The organism is Rhizobium sp. SAFR-030, assembly GCF_059415005.1.
Genome location: NZ_JBPFDO010000003.1, coordinates 405996 through 424274, shown reverse-complemented (window position 1 = coordinate 424274; position 18279 = coordinate 405996). Strand labels below are relative to the sequence as shown.

The following is an 18279-nucleotide window of genomic DNA, read 5'->3' as shown; positions in this document are numbered from 1 at the left end:
TAGCATGGAAGATACAGCCCGTCACCCTTAGATCTGTCGCCACCGTCCGCTACCGGACATGCATAACCTCCCATAGGAGACCATCATGAGTGACAGCTTTCTCGAAGACGACGAGCAGGGCAGAGGCGCTGCGGCGCCCGCCTTCGCCGGCAAGGCGCGCTGGGATGCCATTGTCTCGCTGACGCTTGGCGTCTTCGGCCTGGTGACGGCGGAGTTCCTGCCCGCCAGCCTCCTGACGCCGATTTCCGCCGATCTCGGCATCAGCTCCGGCATCGCCGGACAGACGGTCACCGTCACCGCGGTGGTCGCCGCCATCGCCGGCCCGGCGATCGTCATCGGCACCCGCAGCCTCAACCGCCGCTGGACGCTCTACGGCCTGACCGCCCTGCTGATCGTCGCCAGCGTGCTCGCCGCACTCGCCAACGGCCTGACGCTGCTGCTCGTGTCGCGCGTCCTGCTCGGTATCGGGCTTGGCGGCTTCTGGGCGATGGCCGGCGCCATGGCGCTTCGCCTCGTGCCGATCGAACATCTGCCGCGCGCCATGGCGATGATCTTTACCGGCGTGTCGGTCGCTACCGTCACCGCCGCACCGCTCGGCGCCTATATCGGCGCAACGCTCGGCTGGCGCGCCGCCTTCGTGCTGTCGGCCGCCGTCGGCATCGTCGCGCTCCTTGCGCAGGCAATCACCATTCCCTCGCTGCCGCCCGCCGGCCATGCCGGCCTCGGCACCATGGCCGCCGTCCTGCGCCGGCCAAAGATCCGCATCGGCTTTGTCGCGACGCTGCTGGTGGTCTCCGGGCACTTTGCCGGCTTCACCTACATCCGTCCTTACCTCGAAGGCATTCCGCGTCTGGATGTCGACATGATCTCGCTGGTTCTGCTTGCCTATGGCGTCGGCGGCTTCTTCGGCAACATCATCGGCGGCATGATCACCAGCCGCAGCGCCACGCTCGGCACCGTCTTTGCCGCCGGCCTGATCGCCGTCTCCGCCGTGCTGCTGGCAGTCTTCGGCCAGTCGGGTCTCGCCTCGGCCATGGCCGTCACGCTGTGGGGCTTTGCCTTCGGCGCCTTCCCGGTCAGCATCCAGAGCTACATCACCCGCGCTGCCCAGGATGAAGCCGAAAGTGCGGGCGCCCTGCTGCTCACCACCTTCCAGATCGCCATCTCCAGCGGCGCCGTGCTCGGCGGTCTGCTGATCGACCTGCAGGGACCGATGGGCGTCATCTCGTTCCTCGCCGTGGCAACCGCTCTCGGCGCATCGGTCATGGTCGCCCGCGGCGGCCGCCAGATGCAGCTCAGCCAGGGCTGATCGCGGCTCCCCGCTACCGGCTGCGCCCCTCTTACTTGCGCAGCCGGTAGCCGGTCTTGAAGATCCAGAACAGCACCGACAGGCAGACGGTCAGGAACAGCCCGATCATTACCAGGCTGATCACCGGATTGACGTCGGAGATCTCGTAGAAGCTCCAGCGGAAGCCGGAGACCAGATACAGCACCGGGTTGAGGTGGCTGACGGCGGCCCAGAACGGCGGCAGCATGTCGATCGAATAGAAGCTGCCGCCCAGAAACGTCAGCGGCGGCACGACCAGCATCGGCACCAGGTTCAGCTGCTCGAAATTGTCGGCCCATATGCCGATGATGAAGCCGAACATCGAGAACGTCACCGCCGTCAGCACCATGAACAGCACCATCATCACCGGATGGGCGATCGACAGGTCGACGAAGAACGAGGCCGTGGCCAGGATGATCAGGCCGACGATCATGCCCTTGGTCGCGGCAGCACCCACATAGCCGATGACGATCTCCGCCATCGACACCGGTGCCGACAGCAGCTCGTAGATGGTGCCGGTGAATTTCGGGAAATAGATGCCGATCGAGCTGTTGCCGATGCACTGCGACAGCAGCGTCAGCATGATCAGCCCCGGCGTGATGAAGGCGCCGTAGGAAACCCCGTTCACCTCCTGGATGCGCGAACCGATCGCCGTGCCGAAGACGATGAAGTAGAGCGAGGTGGTGATGACCGGCGAGATGACGCTCTGCAGCAGCGTGCGCCGCATGCGGGCCATCTCGAACATGTAGATCGACTTGATTGCCTCGATGTTCATGCGCGTGCCTCCACCAGCGAGACAAAGATATCTTCAAGCGAACTCTGCCGGGTCGCGACGTCCTTGATCGACAGGCCGGCGCGTTCGACGGCGGCCAGCACCTGGCCGATCTGCCCCTCGCCAGCACCGTTGCCATACTCGTGGACGAGTTCGCGGCCATCTTCCGACAGCGTCACGTTCAGCCCTTCGAGATCCTGCGGAAGCGCGGCCACCGGCTCCTTCAGTTCCAGGCGCAGCTGCTTGCGGCCGAGCGTCTGCATCAGCGCCGCCTTCTCCTCGACGAGCAGCAGCTCGCCATCGCGGATGACGCCGATCCTGTCGGCCATCTCTTCCGCTTCTTCGATGTAGTGGGTGGTGAGGATGACGGTGACGCCGGTCTCCCGCAGCCGGTCGATCGCCGACCACATGCCGCGCCGCAGCTCCACGTCGACGCCCGCCGTCGGTTCGTCGAGAAACAGGATGCGCGGCTCGTGCGCCAGCGCCTTGGCGATCAGCACGCGGCGCTTCATGCCGCCCGACAGCTCGCGCAGCTTGGCATCGCGCTTTTCCCACAGCGACAGATCCTTGAGGATCTGCTCGATCAGCGCCTTGTTCGGCTTTTCGCCGTGCAGGCCGCGCGAAAAGGTGACCGTGTTCCAGACCGTCTCGAACTGGTCGGTGGTCAGTTCCTGCGGCACCAGGCCGATCAGCCGGCGCGTCTGGCGGAACTCCTTGACCACGTCGTGGCCGCCGACCAGCACCGTGCCGGAACTCGGCATGGCCAGCCCGCAGACGATCGAGATCAGCGTCGTCTTGCCGGCGCCGTTCGGCCCCAGCAGCGCCAGGATCTCGCCGGCGCGGATGTCGAGGTTGACGCCCTTCAGCGCCTGAAAGCCGTTGGCATAGGTTTTCGTCAGGTTTTGGATCGATACGATGGGGGACATGGGATCTCGGAAAGGCCAGGAGGATTGGCAGGATGCTGCGCCTTATATAGGCACGCCCGCCAGATTTCGAGGGTACGCCGATGCGTCCCCCTCCCCACATCCCCTATCGTTACCTCGCCTGCCTCTACCGGCGACGCTTCAGCGCAAATTCGATCGCCACGTCGATCCAGCCGGCATAGCTCACGCCGCATTCGGCAAGCGCCAGCGGATACATCGAGCGGTCGGTGCAGCCGGGCATCGTGTTGACCTCGTTGACCAGCAGCTGCCCGTCGTCGAGCAGGAAGAAGTCGACCCGCGCGATGCCCTCGCAGCCGAGCGCCCGGAAGGCTTTTGCCGCAAGCGCCTGCGCCTGCGCCACCACGCCGTCCGCCACCACCGCCGGGATGACGATCGCCGCCCCTTCCGGGTCGAAATACTTGGCCTCGTAATTGTAGAAATCGTGCTTTGCCGCGGTGACGATCTCGCCCGGCGGCGAGATGATCAGCCGCCCGTCGGCCTGTTCGAGCACCGCGCATTCGATCTCCCGGCCGGACAGGAACGCCTCGACCAGCACCTTGTCGTCGAATTCGAAGGCCTTTTCGAGCGCCGGGCCGACCGCCTGCGCGCCATCGACGCGCGACACGCCGAACGACGATCCCTGCCGCGCCGGCTTGACGAAGAACGGATAGCCGAACCTCTGCTCCAGGTTTTCCGCATCCATCTCTCTGGCATCGCTCAGGCAGACGGCTGCCGCCACCGGCACGCCCGCCTCGCGCAGCAGCCGCTTGGCAATATCCTTGTCCATCGCCGCCGCCGAGCCCAGAATACCGCAGCCGGCATAGGCAAGACCGGCCATCTCCGCATAGCCCTGCACCGTGCCGTCCTCGCCGAACCGCCCGTGCAGCACCGGAAACAGCACGTCGAGCACCGGCAGTTCGCCGCCCGCCACGCCATCCGTTGCCACCAGCCGGCCGCGTCCGCCGGGCACCAGCGCCACGCTGCGGCCGCTCTGCGCGTCGAGCCCGCCCGCACCGGCTGCATCATCCTGCAACCGCCAGATGCCGTCGCGGGCAATGCCGATCGGCACCACCCGGTAGCGGCTGCGGTCCATGGCCTTCATCACGTTGGCGGCCGACATCAGCGAAACGTCGTGCTCGGCCGACTGGCCGCCGAACAGCACGCCGATGGTGAGCATCTCGGTCATGGGGATCTCCGGGAAACGAGGATGAAGCGGTCGGCCTCATGCCGGCGACGGGTCTCTTGCGTCGCCGGCCGGTCGCCGTCAGGTCATTGAACGGGTCAGCTGCAATAGCGGTTGCCGGAGGCCCGGCTGCGCAGGTCGAAGTGGAAATGGTTCCAGTGTTCCTTGTTGCTGCCCGGCCCCAGCACCGTGTTGAAATACTTGCAGCTGTCGGAGCGGACCGCCTTCAGCAGGCCGCCCTCGCGGAACGAGAAGAAGCCCTTCTTGCGCACGTCGATGGCGTGGCCGTTCTTCAGCACGAACTTGCCGATGTCGATGGCATTGCCGCGCGCGTGTTCCGACATCGGATTGTAGCGCTGGCGGCTGTTGTTCATCCGCCGGCAGGAATAGCCGCCCATCGGCTGGATCGTGCCGATGCCGGTGAGGTAGCGCAGCCGCGCCGAAGGCGCGAGCTCGTTCTTCACCCATTTGGCGAAGGCGAGCGTCGTCTGGCAGTTGAGCACCACCGCCGGCTTGACGTCGATGCTGCCCGAAAGCCCCGACAGCGACACCGGATAGTCGATGCCGCAGCTGCCGCCGTCGGAGATCCGCGGCTTGTCGACAAACTCGACGCCCATCCGCTTCAGTTCGCGCCGGCAGGCAAGCTCGGATGCCGGCATCGGCTGGTCCGGCCTGACGCTCATCTGCGGCGCCGTCGGGTTGTTCGGCATCAGCATCGCGACTTCCTGCGGCGCGCGGCTGGGCGGCGTCACCGGCGAGGCATCGCCCCAGCGCGGCGCCGGTTGCCGCGGCTGGCCCTGCCTCGGCGCGCTCTGGCGCGGCGGCATGCTGTCGATATCGTTGCGGGCCGCCTGGCCGGAACGCTTTGGCGGTACCACCACAAGGTCCTCGCCCTCGGCATCGGAACTGGCGCCGGCGAACGGCTCGCTGGCCGGCTCCACCATCGGCGCGCTCATCCGCTGGGCGCTCGCGCGACGGCCGACAGGCACCGGATTGTCGGTGCCGATCCCGTCCACCACCGGCTGGCTGGTGTCGCCTTCGGCAATATCGGCATCCTGCTCCTGCGCCAGCCCGATCACCGGCGCGCCGGCAGGCGGCGTAGCGGCATTGAGCCCCATCTCGGCATCCATGTTCACGCCGTTGCTGTCGTAGGTCAGCGTGCCGAGGCTTGCAGGCGGGGCGCCCATCACCCGCGGCGGCGGCGCCATCGCCTCGTCGCTGTCAATCATCGGCAGGCGGCCGGTGGCAGCCTGGGCCGGCGGCATCGGCTGCATCTGTGAGGGGCCTGCATCGAGCGGCTCCAGCGACTGCCCTGCCTGGACGGGTGCCCGGCCGGCCGCGCCATAGCCCTGGTCGACGGGCGAGACCGCCACGGGACGGCGGGTCTGGATGGAGGAAACGCGCGTGCCGCTGTCGATCGATCCCGGCGGCACCAGACCGTCGGCACTGCAGCCCACCAGCATCGTCGAGATCATCAGGAAGGCTAGCGCCCGCCGGGAGGTAAAAGCATACGCCATACAGTCTGCTCACGTCTGGGCGTGCTAAGAATGGCACACCCGCAGAGTGTAGGTGGACAGGGTAAACGAAGGCTTTCCCAATCGCGGCCATTTCATGGTCATGTGTCGCTCATTCGGTGTCGGGCCCATCCCGCCCTGGCCGCAGCCGCGGCTGTGGTCAGCGGCCGCCCCTGCCCAGCCGGTGCACCGTCTCCAGCCAGTGCTCTGCGTTGAAGTCCGGCGCCGCCACCTGCCCGATCAGCGTCGCGCGCACCGGCCGGATGCCGACGAAATGCAGGATCCCGATGCGCAGCGCCGTCAGGCTCGCGGAGCGGTAGGCGAGCCGGAACCACCAGGACGGCATGCCCATCGTCACGATCACCCGTGCCGAGCGGCCCTCCAGCAGCTTGCCGCCGAACGGACCCTTGCTCGGATCATAGGCGAAGCCCGGCCGCGCCAGCTGCTCCCAGAAGGCCTTCAGGCGCGCCGGCATCCCGCCGAGCCACAGCGGATAGATCAGCACGAGGTGATCGCATGCCGCGATGTCCGCCTGTGCCGCGCGGATGTCGTCCTCGGGCAGGCCTTTCTCCTGCTCGGCCTGCGACTGCAGGAAGCCGAACCTCATCATCGCCGGGGAAAGCCGCGTCACCGCATGACCGGCATCCGCGGCGCCTTGCGCATAGGCCTCCGCCAGCGCCCCGCACAGATGTCCGCCGGCCGCATCCGGATGCCCTTCGATGATCACGATCCGCATGGCACCATCCCCCGTCAGCCGTTGCGCCATCGTCAGCGCATGCGCGGCTCACGCCTTGCGCAGGATCAACCGGCCACGAAAAAACCCGCCGGTTTCCCGGCGGGTTCTGTTTTGCATGTCGATAAACAAACGCTCAGGCGGCGCGCGCGATGCGGACCTGTCGCCCCTCGCCCGGCTCCAGCCGGAAGCCGGACAGCAGCCCCTGCAATTGCCGGCTCTGCTCGGCCAGCGTCTGGCTGGCGGCGGTGGATTCCTCCACCATCGCGGCGTTCTGCTGGGTCATCTGGTCCATGGCGTTCACCGAGGCGTTGATTTCCTGCAGCCCCGTCGCCTGCTCGCGCGAGGCATTGGCGATGCTCTCCACCTGCGCATTCACCCGCTCCACCAGATGGGCGATCTCCACCAGCGCGTCGCCGGTGGTGCGCACCAGCGAAACGCCCGCCTCCACCTCGCCGGCCGATGTGCGGATCAGCGTCTTGATCTCCTTGGCGGCATTGGCGGAACGCTGCGCCAGCTCGCGCACTTCCTGGGCGACGACGGCAAAGCCGCGGCCGGCCTCACCGGCGCGGGCCGCCTCGACGCCGGCATTCAGCGCCAGAAGGTTCGTCTGGAAGGCGATCTCGTCGATGACGCCGATGATCTGGCTGATGCGGCTGGAGGAATCCTCGATCCGGCCCATGGCGTCGATGGCGTTGCGGACGATCGCGCCGGAACGGTCGGCGCTGTCCTTGGTTTCGGAGACCATCGAGCGCGCTTCGGCGGCCCGCTCCGAGGCGCTGCGGACGGTCTGGGTGATCTCGGCCAGCGATGCGGCCGCCTCCTCCAGCGCTGCCGCCTGCTGTTCGGTGCGCCGCGACAGGTTGTTCGTCGCGCCGGATATGTCGGCGGCGCTGTCATGGACGATATGGCCGGTTTCGGCGATCGCCTCGATCGTGCCGCGCAGCGATGCGACGGCCTGGTTGAAGTCGCTGCGCACCTTGGCGTAGTCCTGTCCCAGATCGCCGAGCGCCACCGAAAGGTCTCCCTGCGCCAGCGCCTCCAGCGCCCCGCCGAGTTCGGCCATAGCCTGCTCGTGGCGGGCAGCCGAGGCCTGCATCTGCTGCGCCACCTCTTCGCGACCGCTGGCGATCTGGCGCTGCTGTTCGGCTTCGCGGGCCTGCAGCGCAGACCGCTCGTCGACCGCGTCGCGCAGCACCAGCAGAGATTTGGCGATAGCACCCAGCTCGTCGCGATACTGGGCGCCTTCCACCGTGACGCCTGCCTCGCCCGATGCCATCCGCTCCAGCGACCCCCGGATGCCGTTCACCGGCCCGGTGACACTGCGCACGATCAGGTATGCGGCGCCTGCCAGCAGCAGCAGGCCGGCGCCGGAAATCATCGCAAACCGCGTCGCCTTCATCCAGAACAGCGCGTCCAGGTCGTCCACATAGACGCCGGTGCCGACGATCCAGCCCCACGGCTCGAAGCCGGCGACATGCGAATACTTGCCGACCGGCTTTTCGGCGCCCGGCTTCGGCCAGTCGTAATCGACAAAACCCTGGCCCGAGGCCTTCACCGTCTTGACGAACTCGACGAACAGGAATTTGCCGTTCGGATCCTTGTTCTGGGTGAGGTCGCTGCCGTTCATCTCCGGCTTGATCGGATGCATGATCATCCGCGGCAGCATGTCGTTGATCCAGAAATAGCCGCTGCCATTGTCGTAGCGCATCGCCGCGATCGTCCGCTTGGCTTCCGTCTGCGCCTGCTCGCGGCTCATCGTGCCGGCCTGCTCCTGCGCATGGTAGAGCTTGAGGATACCGAGCGCATTGGCGTCCATGGCGGCAAGCGCCGACTTGCGCTCCTTGGTCAGCGCATCGAAGCTCTGCATCAGGCTGACGGTCATCGCCACCGCCAGCACCACGACGGCCAGTCCGACCAGCATGTATAGCCGCGTGAAAATCCGGATATTCTTCATCTCTTTACCCCCCGATAGATAGATGCGTGTAAAGTTATCCCGGTTCTGTTTCGAACTCGTAAATGATGTTTAAGTCCCTGCAGCAACACACTATTGCGGCTCCAGGAGGTTGCACGGCGTGCGCTGCGGCAATACAGTCGCGTTTGTTTGCAGTGCACAATGTTGCTCGAGGAGAGACCGATGAACGATCACCCCGGCCCGGACGGCGAGCTGACGCTCCGCACTCTGGCGATGCCCGGCGATGCCAATCCCGCCGGCGATATCTTCGGTGGCTGGGTGATGGCGCAGATGGACCTTGCCGCCGGCATCCGCGCCGGCGAACGGGCGCGCACCCGCGTCGTCACCGCAGCGGTCAAGGAGATGGCCTTCCAGCAGCCGGTGAAGATCGGCGATACGCTCAGCATCCACACCGACATCACGCGCATCGGCCGCACCTCGATCACCCTTCAGGTGGAAGCCTGGGTGAACCGGTCGCGCATCGGCCGGCGCGAGAAGGTCACCGAGGGCACCTTCATCATGGTGGCGCTCGACGATGAAGGGCGCCCGGCGGTGGTGCCGGAGATCTGAGCGAAGGGGTCCGTCTAGGCCCCGCGCCGCTACACTTTCAGGAAGGCTGAGGTCTGGTCGAAAGACAGGCCCGGAAAGACCTTGGCCGAGAGATTCGCCGGGGTGATGTCGAACTGTCGGTGCAGCATCGCCGCGGCGATCTCGCGGGCGTCGGTGGTCGGCATCAGGTCGCGGTCGTCGAGCAGCTGGCCGGCACCGAGCCCTGGCCATGTGCCGAGCACGCGGCCGCCGGCAAGACCGCCGCCGGCGATGATCGTCACGCTTGCCGTGCCGTGGTCGGTGCCGCGGGTGGCGTTCTGCCGCACCGTGCGGCCGAACTCCGTCTGCACGAGAACGACCGTCGATCCCCAGGCCTCGCCGAGCGAAAGCTTGAGGCCGGTCAGCACCGCCGCCAGGTCGCCCGCCGCAGTGTCGAACTGTGTCGCCTGGTCGGCATGCGTGTCCCAGCCGGACAGCGAGAGGCTGGCGATCCGGTAGTCGCCGCGCAGCTGGGTGCCGATCTGCGTCACGATGTCGGCAAGGCCCGCCCGGCGGCCGGCCGGATCGAGGATGCCGCCGGCGGGGCCAGCGTCACCGGTCTCCAGCAGCGCCGATCGAAAACCCTCGTCGGAGGCATAGAGCGCCCCCAGGAAGCGCAGCTCGTCTTCGGCCAGCGGCAGCGGCATCGCCGGCGACCAGAGGTCGACCTCGCCCGGACCGTTCAGAAGGCTGCCCATCGACATGCCGATATCGAGCGTCTTGCGCGAGCCTGCGCGCGGAATGAGCGACAGCGACCGGTTCAGCCAGCCGCTCTTCAGCGCGCGGCCGTCGAGGCTGCCGGCATCCAGCACATCCTGTCCGTCGAAATGACTGGCGCCGCCGCGATAGGGGGTGGCGGTCGCATGCACGAAGGCAAGCTCGCCGCCCTGCCACAGCGGCATCAGCGGCGCGGCGGCCGGGTGCAGTCCGAAAAAGCCGTCGAGATCGATCAGCCGGTCGTCCGGCGACAGCGCCAGATCGGGGCGCAGATCGGCAAACGCCGGATCGCCGTAGGGCTGGACGAGGTCGAGACCGTCCAGTGCCCCGCGCAGGGAGATGGCGATGAAGCGATTGTCGCCCTGCGCCGCCTCCAGGCGAACGGGCCCGAGAAGCGGCACGGTGGCGGCACCGAAGGCCGATGCCAGGAAGCCGCGGCGCGACAGCGCGTAAAGGTCGGATTTGGCCACCGTCATCTCCTGTTGAACTCGGGCGACAGGAACACCATCGTCAACCCGTGGAGTTTCGTCGGCGCCTGGGCGACGACCGTCCGGGTTTCGTCGCGCGCCGCATCGGCTAGCGCCGTGTCGATCAGGGCTGCCGGATGCGGATCGGCAATCAGCACCCGCGCCGCAAGCCGGATCCAGGCAATGCGCTCGGCAAGCTGCCGCTTGGTCAGCCAGACGCTCCGCACCGAACCTTCGGCCTGTGCCGAGCCGCCGGCGTCGACACCTCCCGCATTCGCAGCGCCGGCCGCCGCCGAAGGCGGCGCAGCATCGAGCGGCCGGGACACGCCCCAGATCGGCTGGCCCATGCGCTCCAGCCCGTCGACCGTCAGCGCCCGCGTCACCTCGGCCCGGTAGCGCACCGGCGCCTTGGCATCGCCGGCGGCGCGCTCGGTCGCCGCGGCATCGTCGGCAGCCTTGGCCATTGCCTCGAAGGTCTCGCCCTTGACGTCAAGCGCCCGCAGGCTGGAGACGACGAAATCGAACGGCTGGATGACCGTGCCCGCCTCCGGTGCCCAGGCCCGCGGCTGGTCGAGCATCGCCCGGTAGACGGCGGTCAGGTTGCCGCCGGTCGCTGTCCAGGCCGTCACCATCGCCTGGACGACCTCCTGCGGCGGCACCTCGGCAATGAAGTGGCGGACGAGACTGCGGCAGACGAACTGCGCGGTTTCCGGCCGGCTCGCCAGCTCGCCCAGCATGTCGAGATGATCCTTGGCGCCGCGCCCGCCCTCGCCATAGGTGCGGCCGAGCAGCGTCAACCGTCCGGGCTCGGCGCGCTGCGGCTCGTAGCCGACGGTCAGTGTGCGCACGTCCACCGTCACCCCGGTCAGCAGCATCGCCGCCGCCTGGATGTCGGCCTCCGCCACCGGCAGGTCCGGCCCCAGCGCATAGTCGTGCAGCAGCGCCCGCGCCAGCCTGTCGTTCAACGCCCCGCCCGCCTCGGCTCCGGCCGGCGATTGCGGCGCGACCGACAGCGTCTGGTCGGTGGAAATCAGCATCGCCGGATGCAGCACCGCGGCGCGCAACAGGTCGGCGAACGGTCCCGCCAGATGCGGGCGGATCGCTTCCGCCTCGTAGACCGGGGCGATCATCCGCATCTCGTAGGTCTTTGCCGCGTCGATCGAAAAATGGTCGAGCCAGAAGCTCGCCAGCCGCTCGTAGAAGCCGTTTTCCGAATAGACCGCCTGGGCGATCCGCCCCAGCGCATCGCGGAAGAACAGCCGGTCGGCCTCGCGTTCGGTGTCGGCGCGCATCGAGGCATTCGGCCGTCCCGCCTCGGCCACCTTCGCCTCGACGGTGCGCACCGAAACCAGCCGGCCGATGGTCTCCTTGCGGCCGAGCAGCCCCTCGCGCGGAAACCGCGGTTTTGCCGCCGCGCCGCGCTCCACCTGCGTCATCAGGCTCTCGACATCGGCCGGCGGTGTCTCGCCGGGCCGCAGGCCGTAACCGAAACGCCGGGCAGCAAGGGTGGAAAACGAAGGAGCCATCAATGAACCTCGAGCTGCGCCGCGCAGCATGCATGACCGTCACCCGCTCAAGAGGCGGTGGATTGGGGCGTTTTTCGGAACGGCGGGAGCGGGTCGCGAAACTGCCTCCCCAGAATCCTCCGCCGTCCGTCCCGGGCGCGCCACTTTAGAACCTGCGATCCCGCCTGGCAAACCGCGACCCGCACTTTACCCCGCCGCCGGCCGTGAGATTCGTTCTCAATTTGTTTCTGCCGCTCTTCACTTTCCGGGCAAGCCCCTCCATATTTCCGGCATGTCCAAAGCTCCGAAGAAATCCTCCCCCGCCGCCGGTTTTGATGAAGCGCCGCAGTCTGCCTTCGAGGGCCAGCCCCTCGGCGGCTCGGTCGCCGACTGGGTGAAGCAGCTGGAGGCCGAGGCGGAAACCTCCGGCGTCGAGACGCAGCGGGAAATCGCCTCGAAGGCCGGAAAGCACCGCAAGAAGATCGAGATCGCCGCCCGCGAGGAGGCCATCAAGGCCGCCGCCCGGGAGGCTCCGAAGACCGCCAAGCACACGACGTCCGGCAAGACCTCGCGCGGCGTGTCGATCGGCGCCTCGTCCGATCCGAAGACCCGCGCCGCCGCCGGCCTCAACCCGGTCGCCGGCATGGACATGTCGCTGGAGGACGCCCAGACCTTCTCGCAGACGCTGGCCCCGGGCGCCGTCACCGCCACGGTCGACGCGCTGTCGAAACTGATCGAAAGCGGCAATCCGCTGTTCAAGGACGGCAAGATGTGGACGCCGCACCGGCCGTCGCGGCCGGCGAAGTCGGAAGGCGGCATCCCGATCCGCATGGTCTCCGACTACCAGCCGGCCGGCGACCAGCCGACCGCCATCCGCGATCTCGTCGAGGGCATCAATTCCGGCGAGCGCTCCCAGGTGCTGCTCGGCGTCACCGGCTCCGGCAAGACCTTCACCATGGCCAAGGTGATCGAGGCGACGCAGCGCCCGGCCGTCATCCTCGCGCCCAACAAGACGCTCGCCGCCCAGCTCTATTCGGAGTTCAAGAACTTCTTCCCCGACAATGCGGTGGAATATTTCGTCTCCTACTACGACTACTACCAGCCGGAAGCCTATGTGCCGCGCTCGGATACCTTCATCGAGAAGGAATCGTCGATCAACGAGCAGATCGACCGCATGCGGCACGCCGCCACCCGCGCCATCCTCGAGCGCGACGACTGCATCATCGTCGCCTCGGTGTCGTGCATCTACGGTATCGGCTCGGTCGAAACCTACACCGCGATGACCTTCCAGATGGAGCTCGGCGACCGCATCGACCAGCGCCAGCTGCTCGCCGACCTCGTCGCCCAGCAGTACAAGCGCCGCGACATGGACTTTACCCGCGGTTCGTTCCGGGTGCGCGGCGATACCATCGAAATCTTTCCCGCCCACCTGGAGGATGCCGCCTGGCGCATCTCGCTGTTCGGCGACGAGATCGATTCGATCACCGAGTTCGACCCGCTGACCGGCCACAAGACCGGCGACCTGAAATCGGTCAAGATCTACGCCAACTCGCACTATGTCACGCCGCGCCCCACCTTGAACGGCGCCATCAAGTCGATCAAGGAAGAGCTGAAGCTGCGGCTTGCCGAGCTCGAGGCGGGCGGCCGGCTGCTGGAAGCCCAGCGGCTCGAGCAGCGCACCCGCTACGACATCGAGATGATGGAGGCGACCGGCTCCTGCGCCGGCATCGAGAACTATTCCCGCTATCTGACCGGCCGCCGCCCGGGCGAGCCGCCGCCGACGCTGTTCGAATACATCCCCGACAACGCCCTGCTGTTCATCGACGAGAGCCACGTCTCCGTCTCCCAGATCGGCGGCATGTACCGCGGCGACTTCCGCCGCAAGGCGACGCTGGCCGAATACGGCTTCCGCCTGCCGTCCTGCATGGACAACCGGCCGCTGCGCTTCGAGGAGTGGGATGCCATGCGGCCGCCCACCGTCGCCGTCTCCGCCACGCCCGGCAACTGGGAGATGGAGCAGTCCGGCGGCGTGTTTGCCGAACAGGTCATCCGCCCGACCGGCCTCATCGATCCGCCCGTCGAAGTCCGCTCGGCCCGCTCCCAGGTCGACGACGTGCTCGGCGAGATCCGCGAGACCGCGCAGAAGGGCTATCGCACGCTGTGTACCGTGCTCACCAAGCGCATGGCCGAGGATCTCACCGAATACCTGCACGAGCAGGGCGTGCGCGTCCGCTACATGCACTCCGACATCGACACGCTGGAGCGCATCGAGATCATCCGCGATCTTCGCCTCGGTGCTTTCGACGTGCTGGTCGGCATCAACCTTTTGCGCGAGGGCCTCGACATTCCCGAATGCGGCTTCGTCGCCATCCTCGATGCCGACAAGGAAGGTTTTTTGCGCTCGGAGACGTCCCTTATTCAGACCATCGGTCGTGCGGCGCGTAACGTCGACGGCAAGGTCATCCTCTATGCCGACAACATCACCGGCTCGATGAAGCGGGCGATGGAGGAAACCGCCCGCCGCCGCGAAAAGCAGGTGGCCTACAACACCGAGCACGGCATCACGCCGGAATCGGTCAAGGCGCGCATCTCCGACATCCTCGATTCGGTCTACGAGCGCGACCATGTGCGGGCCGACATTTCCGGCGCCAGCGGCAAGGGCTTTGCCGATGGCGGCCATCTGGTCGGCAACAATCTCCAGGCGCATCTCAACGCGCTGGAAAAGGACATGCGCAACGCCGCCGCCGACCTCGATTTCGAAAAGGCCGCCCGCCTGCGCGACGAGATCAAGCGCCTCAAGGCCTCCGAACTCGCCGCCATGGACGATCCGATCGCCCGCGAGGAGAGCAAGGCCCAGGAAGGCGTGCGCCGCAATGCCGAAGCCACCCGCGCCTCGCTGCCATCCGGCGGCGGCAAGGGTGCGGCTGGTCGTGGCGGCAAGACGGGTGGAAGGAGCGATCGCTCCGAGTCTGTCTCCCCCCTTGAGGGGGGTCCGGAGGACGGGTTGAGACCCGTGGCTCAACCCCGGCAGTCCGGCAGGACAGAGGGGGGTGGACGTGCTCCCGACACTGGAAAAGCACCCCCCTCTACCCCTATCGGGGCATCTCCCCCTCAAGGGGGGAGATCAGGGGAGCAAGCCTCCTACTTCGCCAAACCCTCGCTCGACGACATGGGCCCGGGCACCGACACGGCACGGCCGCTGTTCCGCAAGAACACGCTCGACGAAATGACCGTCGGCCGCACCGAAAAGCCGCTCGGCAAGCGGCGTGGAGGGCCGGAGGCCGGACAGGGAGCGGACAAAGTCGCGCTGCCCGAACGGCCGCTGGAAACATTCAGCACCAAGCGCCGCCATTCTCCGCTGCTCGAAGGCCAGTCGGAGCGCGGCACTGGCGCCGCCTCTCCGTCTTCCCCGGGCGCCGCCTCTCCGTCTTCCTCCGGCCCACCCTCGCCGTCATCCCCGGCCCCACCCTCTCCGTCGTCCTCAGGCCCATCCTCTGCGTCATCCTCGGCCCCATCCACTGCGTCATCCTCGGCCCCACACTCTCCGTCATCCTCGGGCCTGTCCCGAGGATCCACCGACGACCCCCGCCCGCTCGTCCGCGCCAAGCCGGGCGTCGGCTCCTACGAGGATCCCGGCGAGGTCAAGCGCAAGGGCCGCACCAAGGGCAAGACCGGACGGCCGGGGCGGTAACCGCCCGTCTCTTACCCACAGGGTAGATCCGCAAGGCGGGCAGCGGCGGCAGCCGCAGATCTCTTCTCCCCGTCGTCACGGGGAGAAGATGCCGGCAGGCAGATGAGGGGGTGAGGAGCGGTCCGCCGAGCGGAGCAATCGATCCGGTACATTGAATGCCGCGATGAACGCTCGGAGCCAGAGCGACGGGCCGGCAAACGGAACGTCATCCTCGGCCCCACCCTCTAGTCATCCTCGGACCCACCCTCGCCGCCATCCGCGGCCCCATCCTCTCCGCCATCCTCAGCCCACCCTCTCCGTCGTCCCCGGCCCCACCCGCTCTGTCATCCTCCAGCCCCTCCTCTCCGTCATCCTCGGCCCCGCCCTCGCCGTCATCGTTGCCCACACACCCCGTCATCCTCGGGCCCACCCTCGCCGCCATCCGCGGCCCCATCCTCTCCGTCATCCTCGGGCCTGTCCCGAGGATCCACCGAGGCTTCCCGCCCGCTCCCCCGCACCCTGGCGCCCGCTCGCCCGCGGCAAGACCGGCACCGGCTCCGACGAGGATCCTGGCGAAGTCAGGCGCAAGGGCCGCACCAGCGGCAAGACCGAGAGATCGGAGAAGGTGCACCGGCCGGGAGACGAAGCCACGCACCGACGCACCGCCCCCTCTAAAACGACTGCGTCAACATGGCGGATGCCGTCGGCAGCCATGCTGCGTTAGACGTCCCTCACAATCGACCGTGTCAACAGTGCCTGGATGTATCCGAAATGTGGGATTGGTTCCCGATCGTCTTCTTTCCGCTCAAGATCCTCGTGCTCGGCACGGGCATGTTCTTCGCCATCAAGTGGCATCACGATCAGGCCAAGAAGAAATAGCGACGCCTGCGGATCGGGGCGCCGCCGACGCGGCCTCCTGCCGCCGCGCGCTTAGGGATGAGGTCGTGGCGAAGTGGCGGTTGGGAGAATCTTGCTAGAGACCGACGCGCCCGCCACCTGCCAATCTCCCCCCTTGAGGGGGAGATGTCCGGCAGGACAGAGGGGGGCAAACTCGCTCGGACGACCCCCGCCCGCTTGCCCACGCCAAAGCTGGCATCGGCTCCGGCGAGGTCAAGCGCAAGGGCCGCACCAAGGGCAAGACCGGTCGGCCGGGGCGGTAGAGCTGGCCGCCGTCCTCTCCCGTCCCCAACCTCTCCGCCGTCATCCTCGGGCTCGACCCGAGGATCCAGCGACGACCAGTCGTTCGTGCTAGGCTCGGCGTCGGCTCACTATGACGCCTGCGACATCAAGCAGCAGAAGCGCTGCACGAAGGGCAAGACGGGGCAGCCGGGGCGGTGAGTAAAATGTCTCGGCGTTTGCTAGATTGATGCCCTTGATCGAAAATTATAGGCCGGCAAATGCCCGCCGCAAGAATGAATAGTTTGAAGAGCCTTTTCCGCGTCCCTCAGCGAAATTTGCCTTTTGTCAATCAATTCACAGAGGAGGCCAATACTCCCAGTCACTTGTACCGGTTTAGGCAGAATGCGAACTGCCGTTTTTCTCGCGCGTTTGTCATCAGAGATGAAGCCGTAATTAAATCGTTGAGCTATAGCTAGGCACTCCGACTCACCAATACCAACAGCGTTATCTACCGCGATCTTAGCGACCTCACTTGCACCTATTTGGGAACCGTCAAACCTAAGCAAGTGTCCCCTCCGCACTAAGTCATGAAGTCTTAGCTCAACCGAACTGCATTCGTCCTCGACAAGCCCTTGAAAGCAAATTTGCCGCGAAAAACACGAGCCAAAAGTCTCCCATAGGTCGCAGTTTAGCATGTTTATAAGAGCGCAAGCGTCGATGATTCTCATCACATCATCTTTAGGCTCAGAAGATCGTGCATCCTTGTCAAGGAGACTTCTCCCTCTTCTACCAAAGGATAGATTTTTTGCAGCGCATTTCGCGAAGGATAATCCCAGTTAATAGTGAATCGAGGCGCTATCTTTAAAACGTTGGCGTATTTTTCCGCACTTCCATATTTTCTTTTAATCTCAGCTTCTATCGTAGCTGCGCCGCCGAAGTCTAACAGCCCCAAATTCTCGCATCTACGCGCCGCTACGCTGAAACTCGTTCCGAACTTCCGAGCAACCGACGCAATATGAAACGCTGTAAGTTGAGCTGGCCCTACCAGTGAGCGCCTTAGATATTTCAATTCCTCAAGTAGCCCTTCAACCGGAATTAAAAGCGTCGCTGCAAACTCGTTGGCAAAAAACTCGACCTCCCGAACCTCGTTGTTACTCGGATACAACACGTCCTCATCTATCCAGATCTCGTTATTGGTATCATCCTCGATATCGACGAGAAGATGTGAGACTTCGTGGGCAAGTGTAAAGAGCATGCGGATATCGTTGCGTTCCGCTATTGCAATTAGTGCTGTCCCGCCCTTGCGATAAGAAGCACCGTCTACTTTTCGAGCCTTGACGCGAAATGCAACGGTCCCAAACTTATCGAATAGCAACGCTGGCAATTGAGGAATCGGCTTTACCATATCGACGTGAAGAAATTCAGCGCGGAATATCCGCGACAGATGCTCGGCGCTTTGTGAGGTCTTCGGGTAATCAACAAAGTAAGGGAGATCACTTGGAAACCCCAGAGAGTCTGAGACCTCATCTAACGTGTTTTCTATACGGCACGCCTCGTGATATCCCAAACTGTCTCGAATATAATTAAAGTTGGACCTCAGCTTTGTTCTACGTTCAGACCCGGTACGTATAGGGACAATTAATTCACGAGCAGAAACCTTAAGGAACCTTGCGATGAGGCGGACCTCTTCGACAGTTGGCTCGGCATTTGAATAAAGCGAATCCAACCTATCGGCCGTGATCCCGATGTTACCAGCGGCACCCTTACCAATCTGTCGTGCGAGGAGATAGTCTCTTAAAGCAGTCAC

13 protein-coding genes are annotated in these 18279 nt (G+C 65.7%); 3 read left to right on the top strand and 10 right to left on the bottom strand.

Annotated elements, in window-relative coordinates; genetic code table 11:
* Positions 1-85: 85 nt before the first annotated feature.
* The gene (locus tag ACR65N_RS11540) at positions 86-1309 is read left to right on the top strand and encodes an MFS transporter (RefSeq protein WP_440457116.1); all 1224 of its coding nucleotides are present in this window, start codon (positions 86-88) and stop codon (positions 1307-1309) included.
* A gap of 31 nt (positions 1310-1340) precedes the next feature.
* Here the strand turns inward: ACR65N_RS11540 and ACR65N_RS11535 are convergent, their stop codons facing one another.
* The 6 genes from ACR65N_RS11535 to ACR65N_RS11510 form a co-directional block, all read right to left on the bottom strand.
* Positions 1341-2102 carry an ABC transporter permease gene (locus ACR65N_RS11535; RefSeq protein ID WP_430303843.1) on the bottom strand — a complete coding sequence of 254 codons (762 nt, stop codon included), beginning with the start codon at positions 2100-2102 and terminating at the stop codon, positions 1341-1343.
* Positions 2099-3025 carry an ABC transporter ATP-binding protein gene (locus ACR65N_RS11530; RefSeq protein ID WP_440457115.1) on the bottom strand — a complete coding sequence of 309 codons (927 nt, stop codon included), beginning with the start codon at positions 3023-3025 and terminating at the stop codon, positions 2099-2101. The genes ACR65N_RS11535 and ACR65N_RS11530 overlap by 4 nt, the downstream gene beginning before the upstream one ends.
* A 124-nt stretch (positions 3026-3149) precedes the next feature.
* Positions 3150-4208, bottom strand: coding sequence for a D-alanine--D-alanine ligase family protein (locus ACR65N_RS11525; protein WP_440457114.1), 1059 nt, complete (start codon positions 4206-4208; stop codon positions 3150-3152).
* A 95-nt stretch (positions 4209-4303) separates the two neighbouring features.
* Positions 4304-5722, bottom strand: coding sequence for an extensin-like domain-containing protein (locus ACR65N_RS11520; protein ID WP_440457113.1), 1419 nt, complete (start codon positions 5720-5722; stop codon positions 4304-4306).
* Between the two features lie 157 nt (positions 5723-5879).
* A complete protein-coding gene (locus tag ACR65N_RS11515) occupies positions 5880-6485 on the bottom strand; it encodes an NAD(P)H-dependent oxidoreductase (protein ID WP_440457112.1) in 606 nt (201 codons plus the stop codon).
* A 103-nt stretch (positions 6486-6588) separates the two neighbouring features.
* On the bottom strand, positions 6589-8409 hold the full coding sequence (locus tag ACR65N_RS11510; RefSeq protein ID WP_440457111.1) for a methyl-accepting chemotaxis protein: 1821 nt from the start codon (positions 8407-8409) through the stop codon (positions 6589-6591).
* A 180-nt stretch (positions 8410-8589) separates the two neighbouring features.
* Between ACR65N_RS11510 and ACR65N_RS11505 the strand changes: the two genes are divergently transcribed.
* Positions 8590-8976 (top strand): acyl-CoA thioesterase, encoded by a 387-nt coding sequence (locus tag ACR65N_RS11505; protein ID WP_430303851.1) that lies wholly within the window; start codon positions 8590-8592, stop codon positions 8974-8976.
* Between the two features lie 29 nt (positions 8977-9005).
* On the opposite strand, the gene ACR65N_RS11500 is transcribed toward ACR65N_RS11505, so the two are convergent.
* Both ACR65N_RS11500 and ACR65N_RS11495 read right to left on the bottom strand, forming a co-directional pair.
* The gene (locus ACR65N_RS11500; RefSeq protein ID WP_440457110.1) at positions 9006-10187 is read right to left on the bottom strand and encodes a DUF1501 domain-containing protein; all 1182 of its coding nucleotides are present in this window, start codon (positions 10185-10187) and stop codon (positions 9006-9008) included.
* A complete protein-coding gene (locus ACR65N_RS11495) occupies positions 10184-11704 on the bottom strand; it encodes a DUF1800 family protein (RefSeq protein ID WP_440457109.1) in 1521 nt (506 codons plus the stop codon). The genes ACR65N_RS11500 and ACR65N_RS11495 overlap by 4 nt, the downstream gene beginning before the upstream one ends.
* A 271-nt stretch (positions 11705-11975) precedes the next feature.
* Between ACR65N_RS11495 and uvrB the strand changes: the two genes are divergently transcribed.
* Entirely contained in the window at positions 11976-15374 is a 3399-nt protein-coding gene (gene uvrB, locus ACR65N_RS11490; RefSeq protein WP_440457108.1) for an excinuclease ABC subunit UvrB, read from the top strand.
* Positions 15375-16711: 1337 nt separating this feature from the next.
* On the opposite strand, the gene ACR65N_RS11485 is transcribed toward uvrB, so the two are convergent.
* Together ACR65N_RS11485 and ACR65N_RS11480 are read right to left on the bottom strand one after the other, a co-directional pair.
* The gene (locus ACR65N_RS11485) at positions 16712-17200 is read right to left on the bottom strand and encodes a PIN domain-containing protein (protein WP_495065920.1); all 489 of its coding nucleotides are present in this window, start codon (positions 17198-17200) and stop codon (positions 16712-16714) included.
* Positions 17200-18279, bottom strand: a complete 1080-nt coding sequence (locus ACR65N_RS11480; RefSeq protein ID WP_440457106.1) for an ImmA/IrrE family metallo-endopeptidase — start codon at positions 18277-18279, stop codon at positions 17200-17202. The genes ACR65N_RS11485 and ACR65N_RS11480 overlap by 1 nt, the downstream gene beginning before the upstream one ends.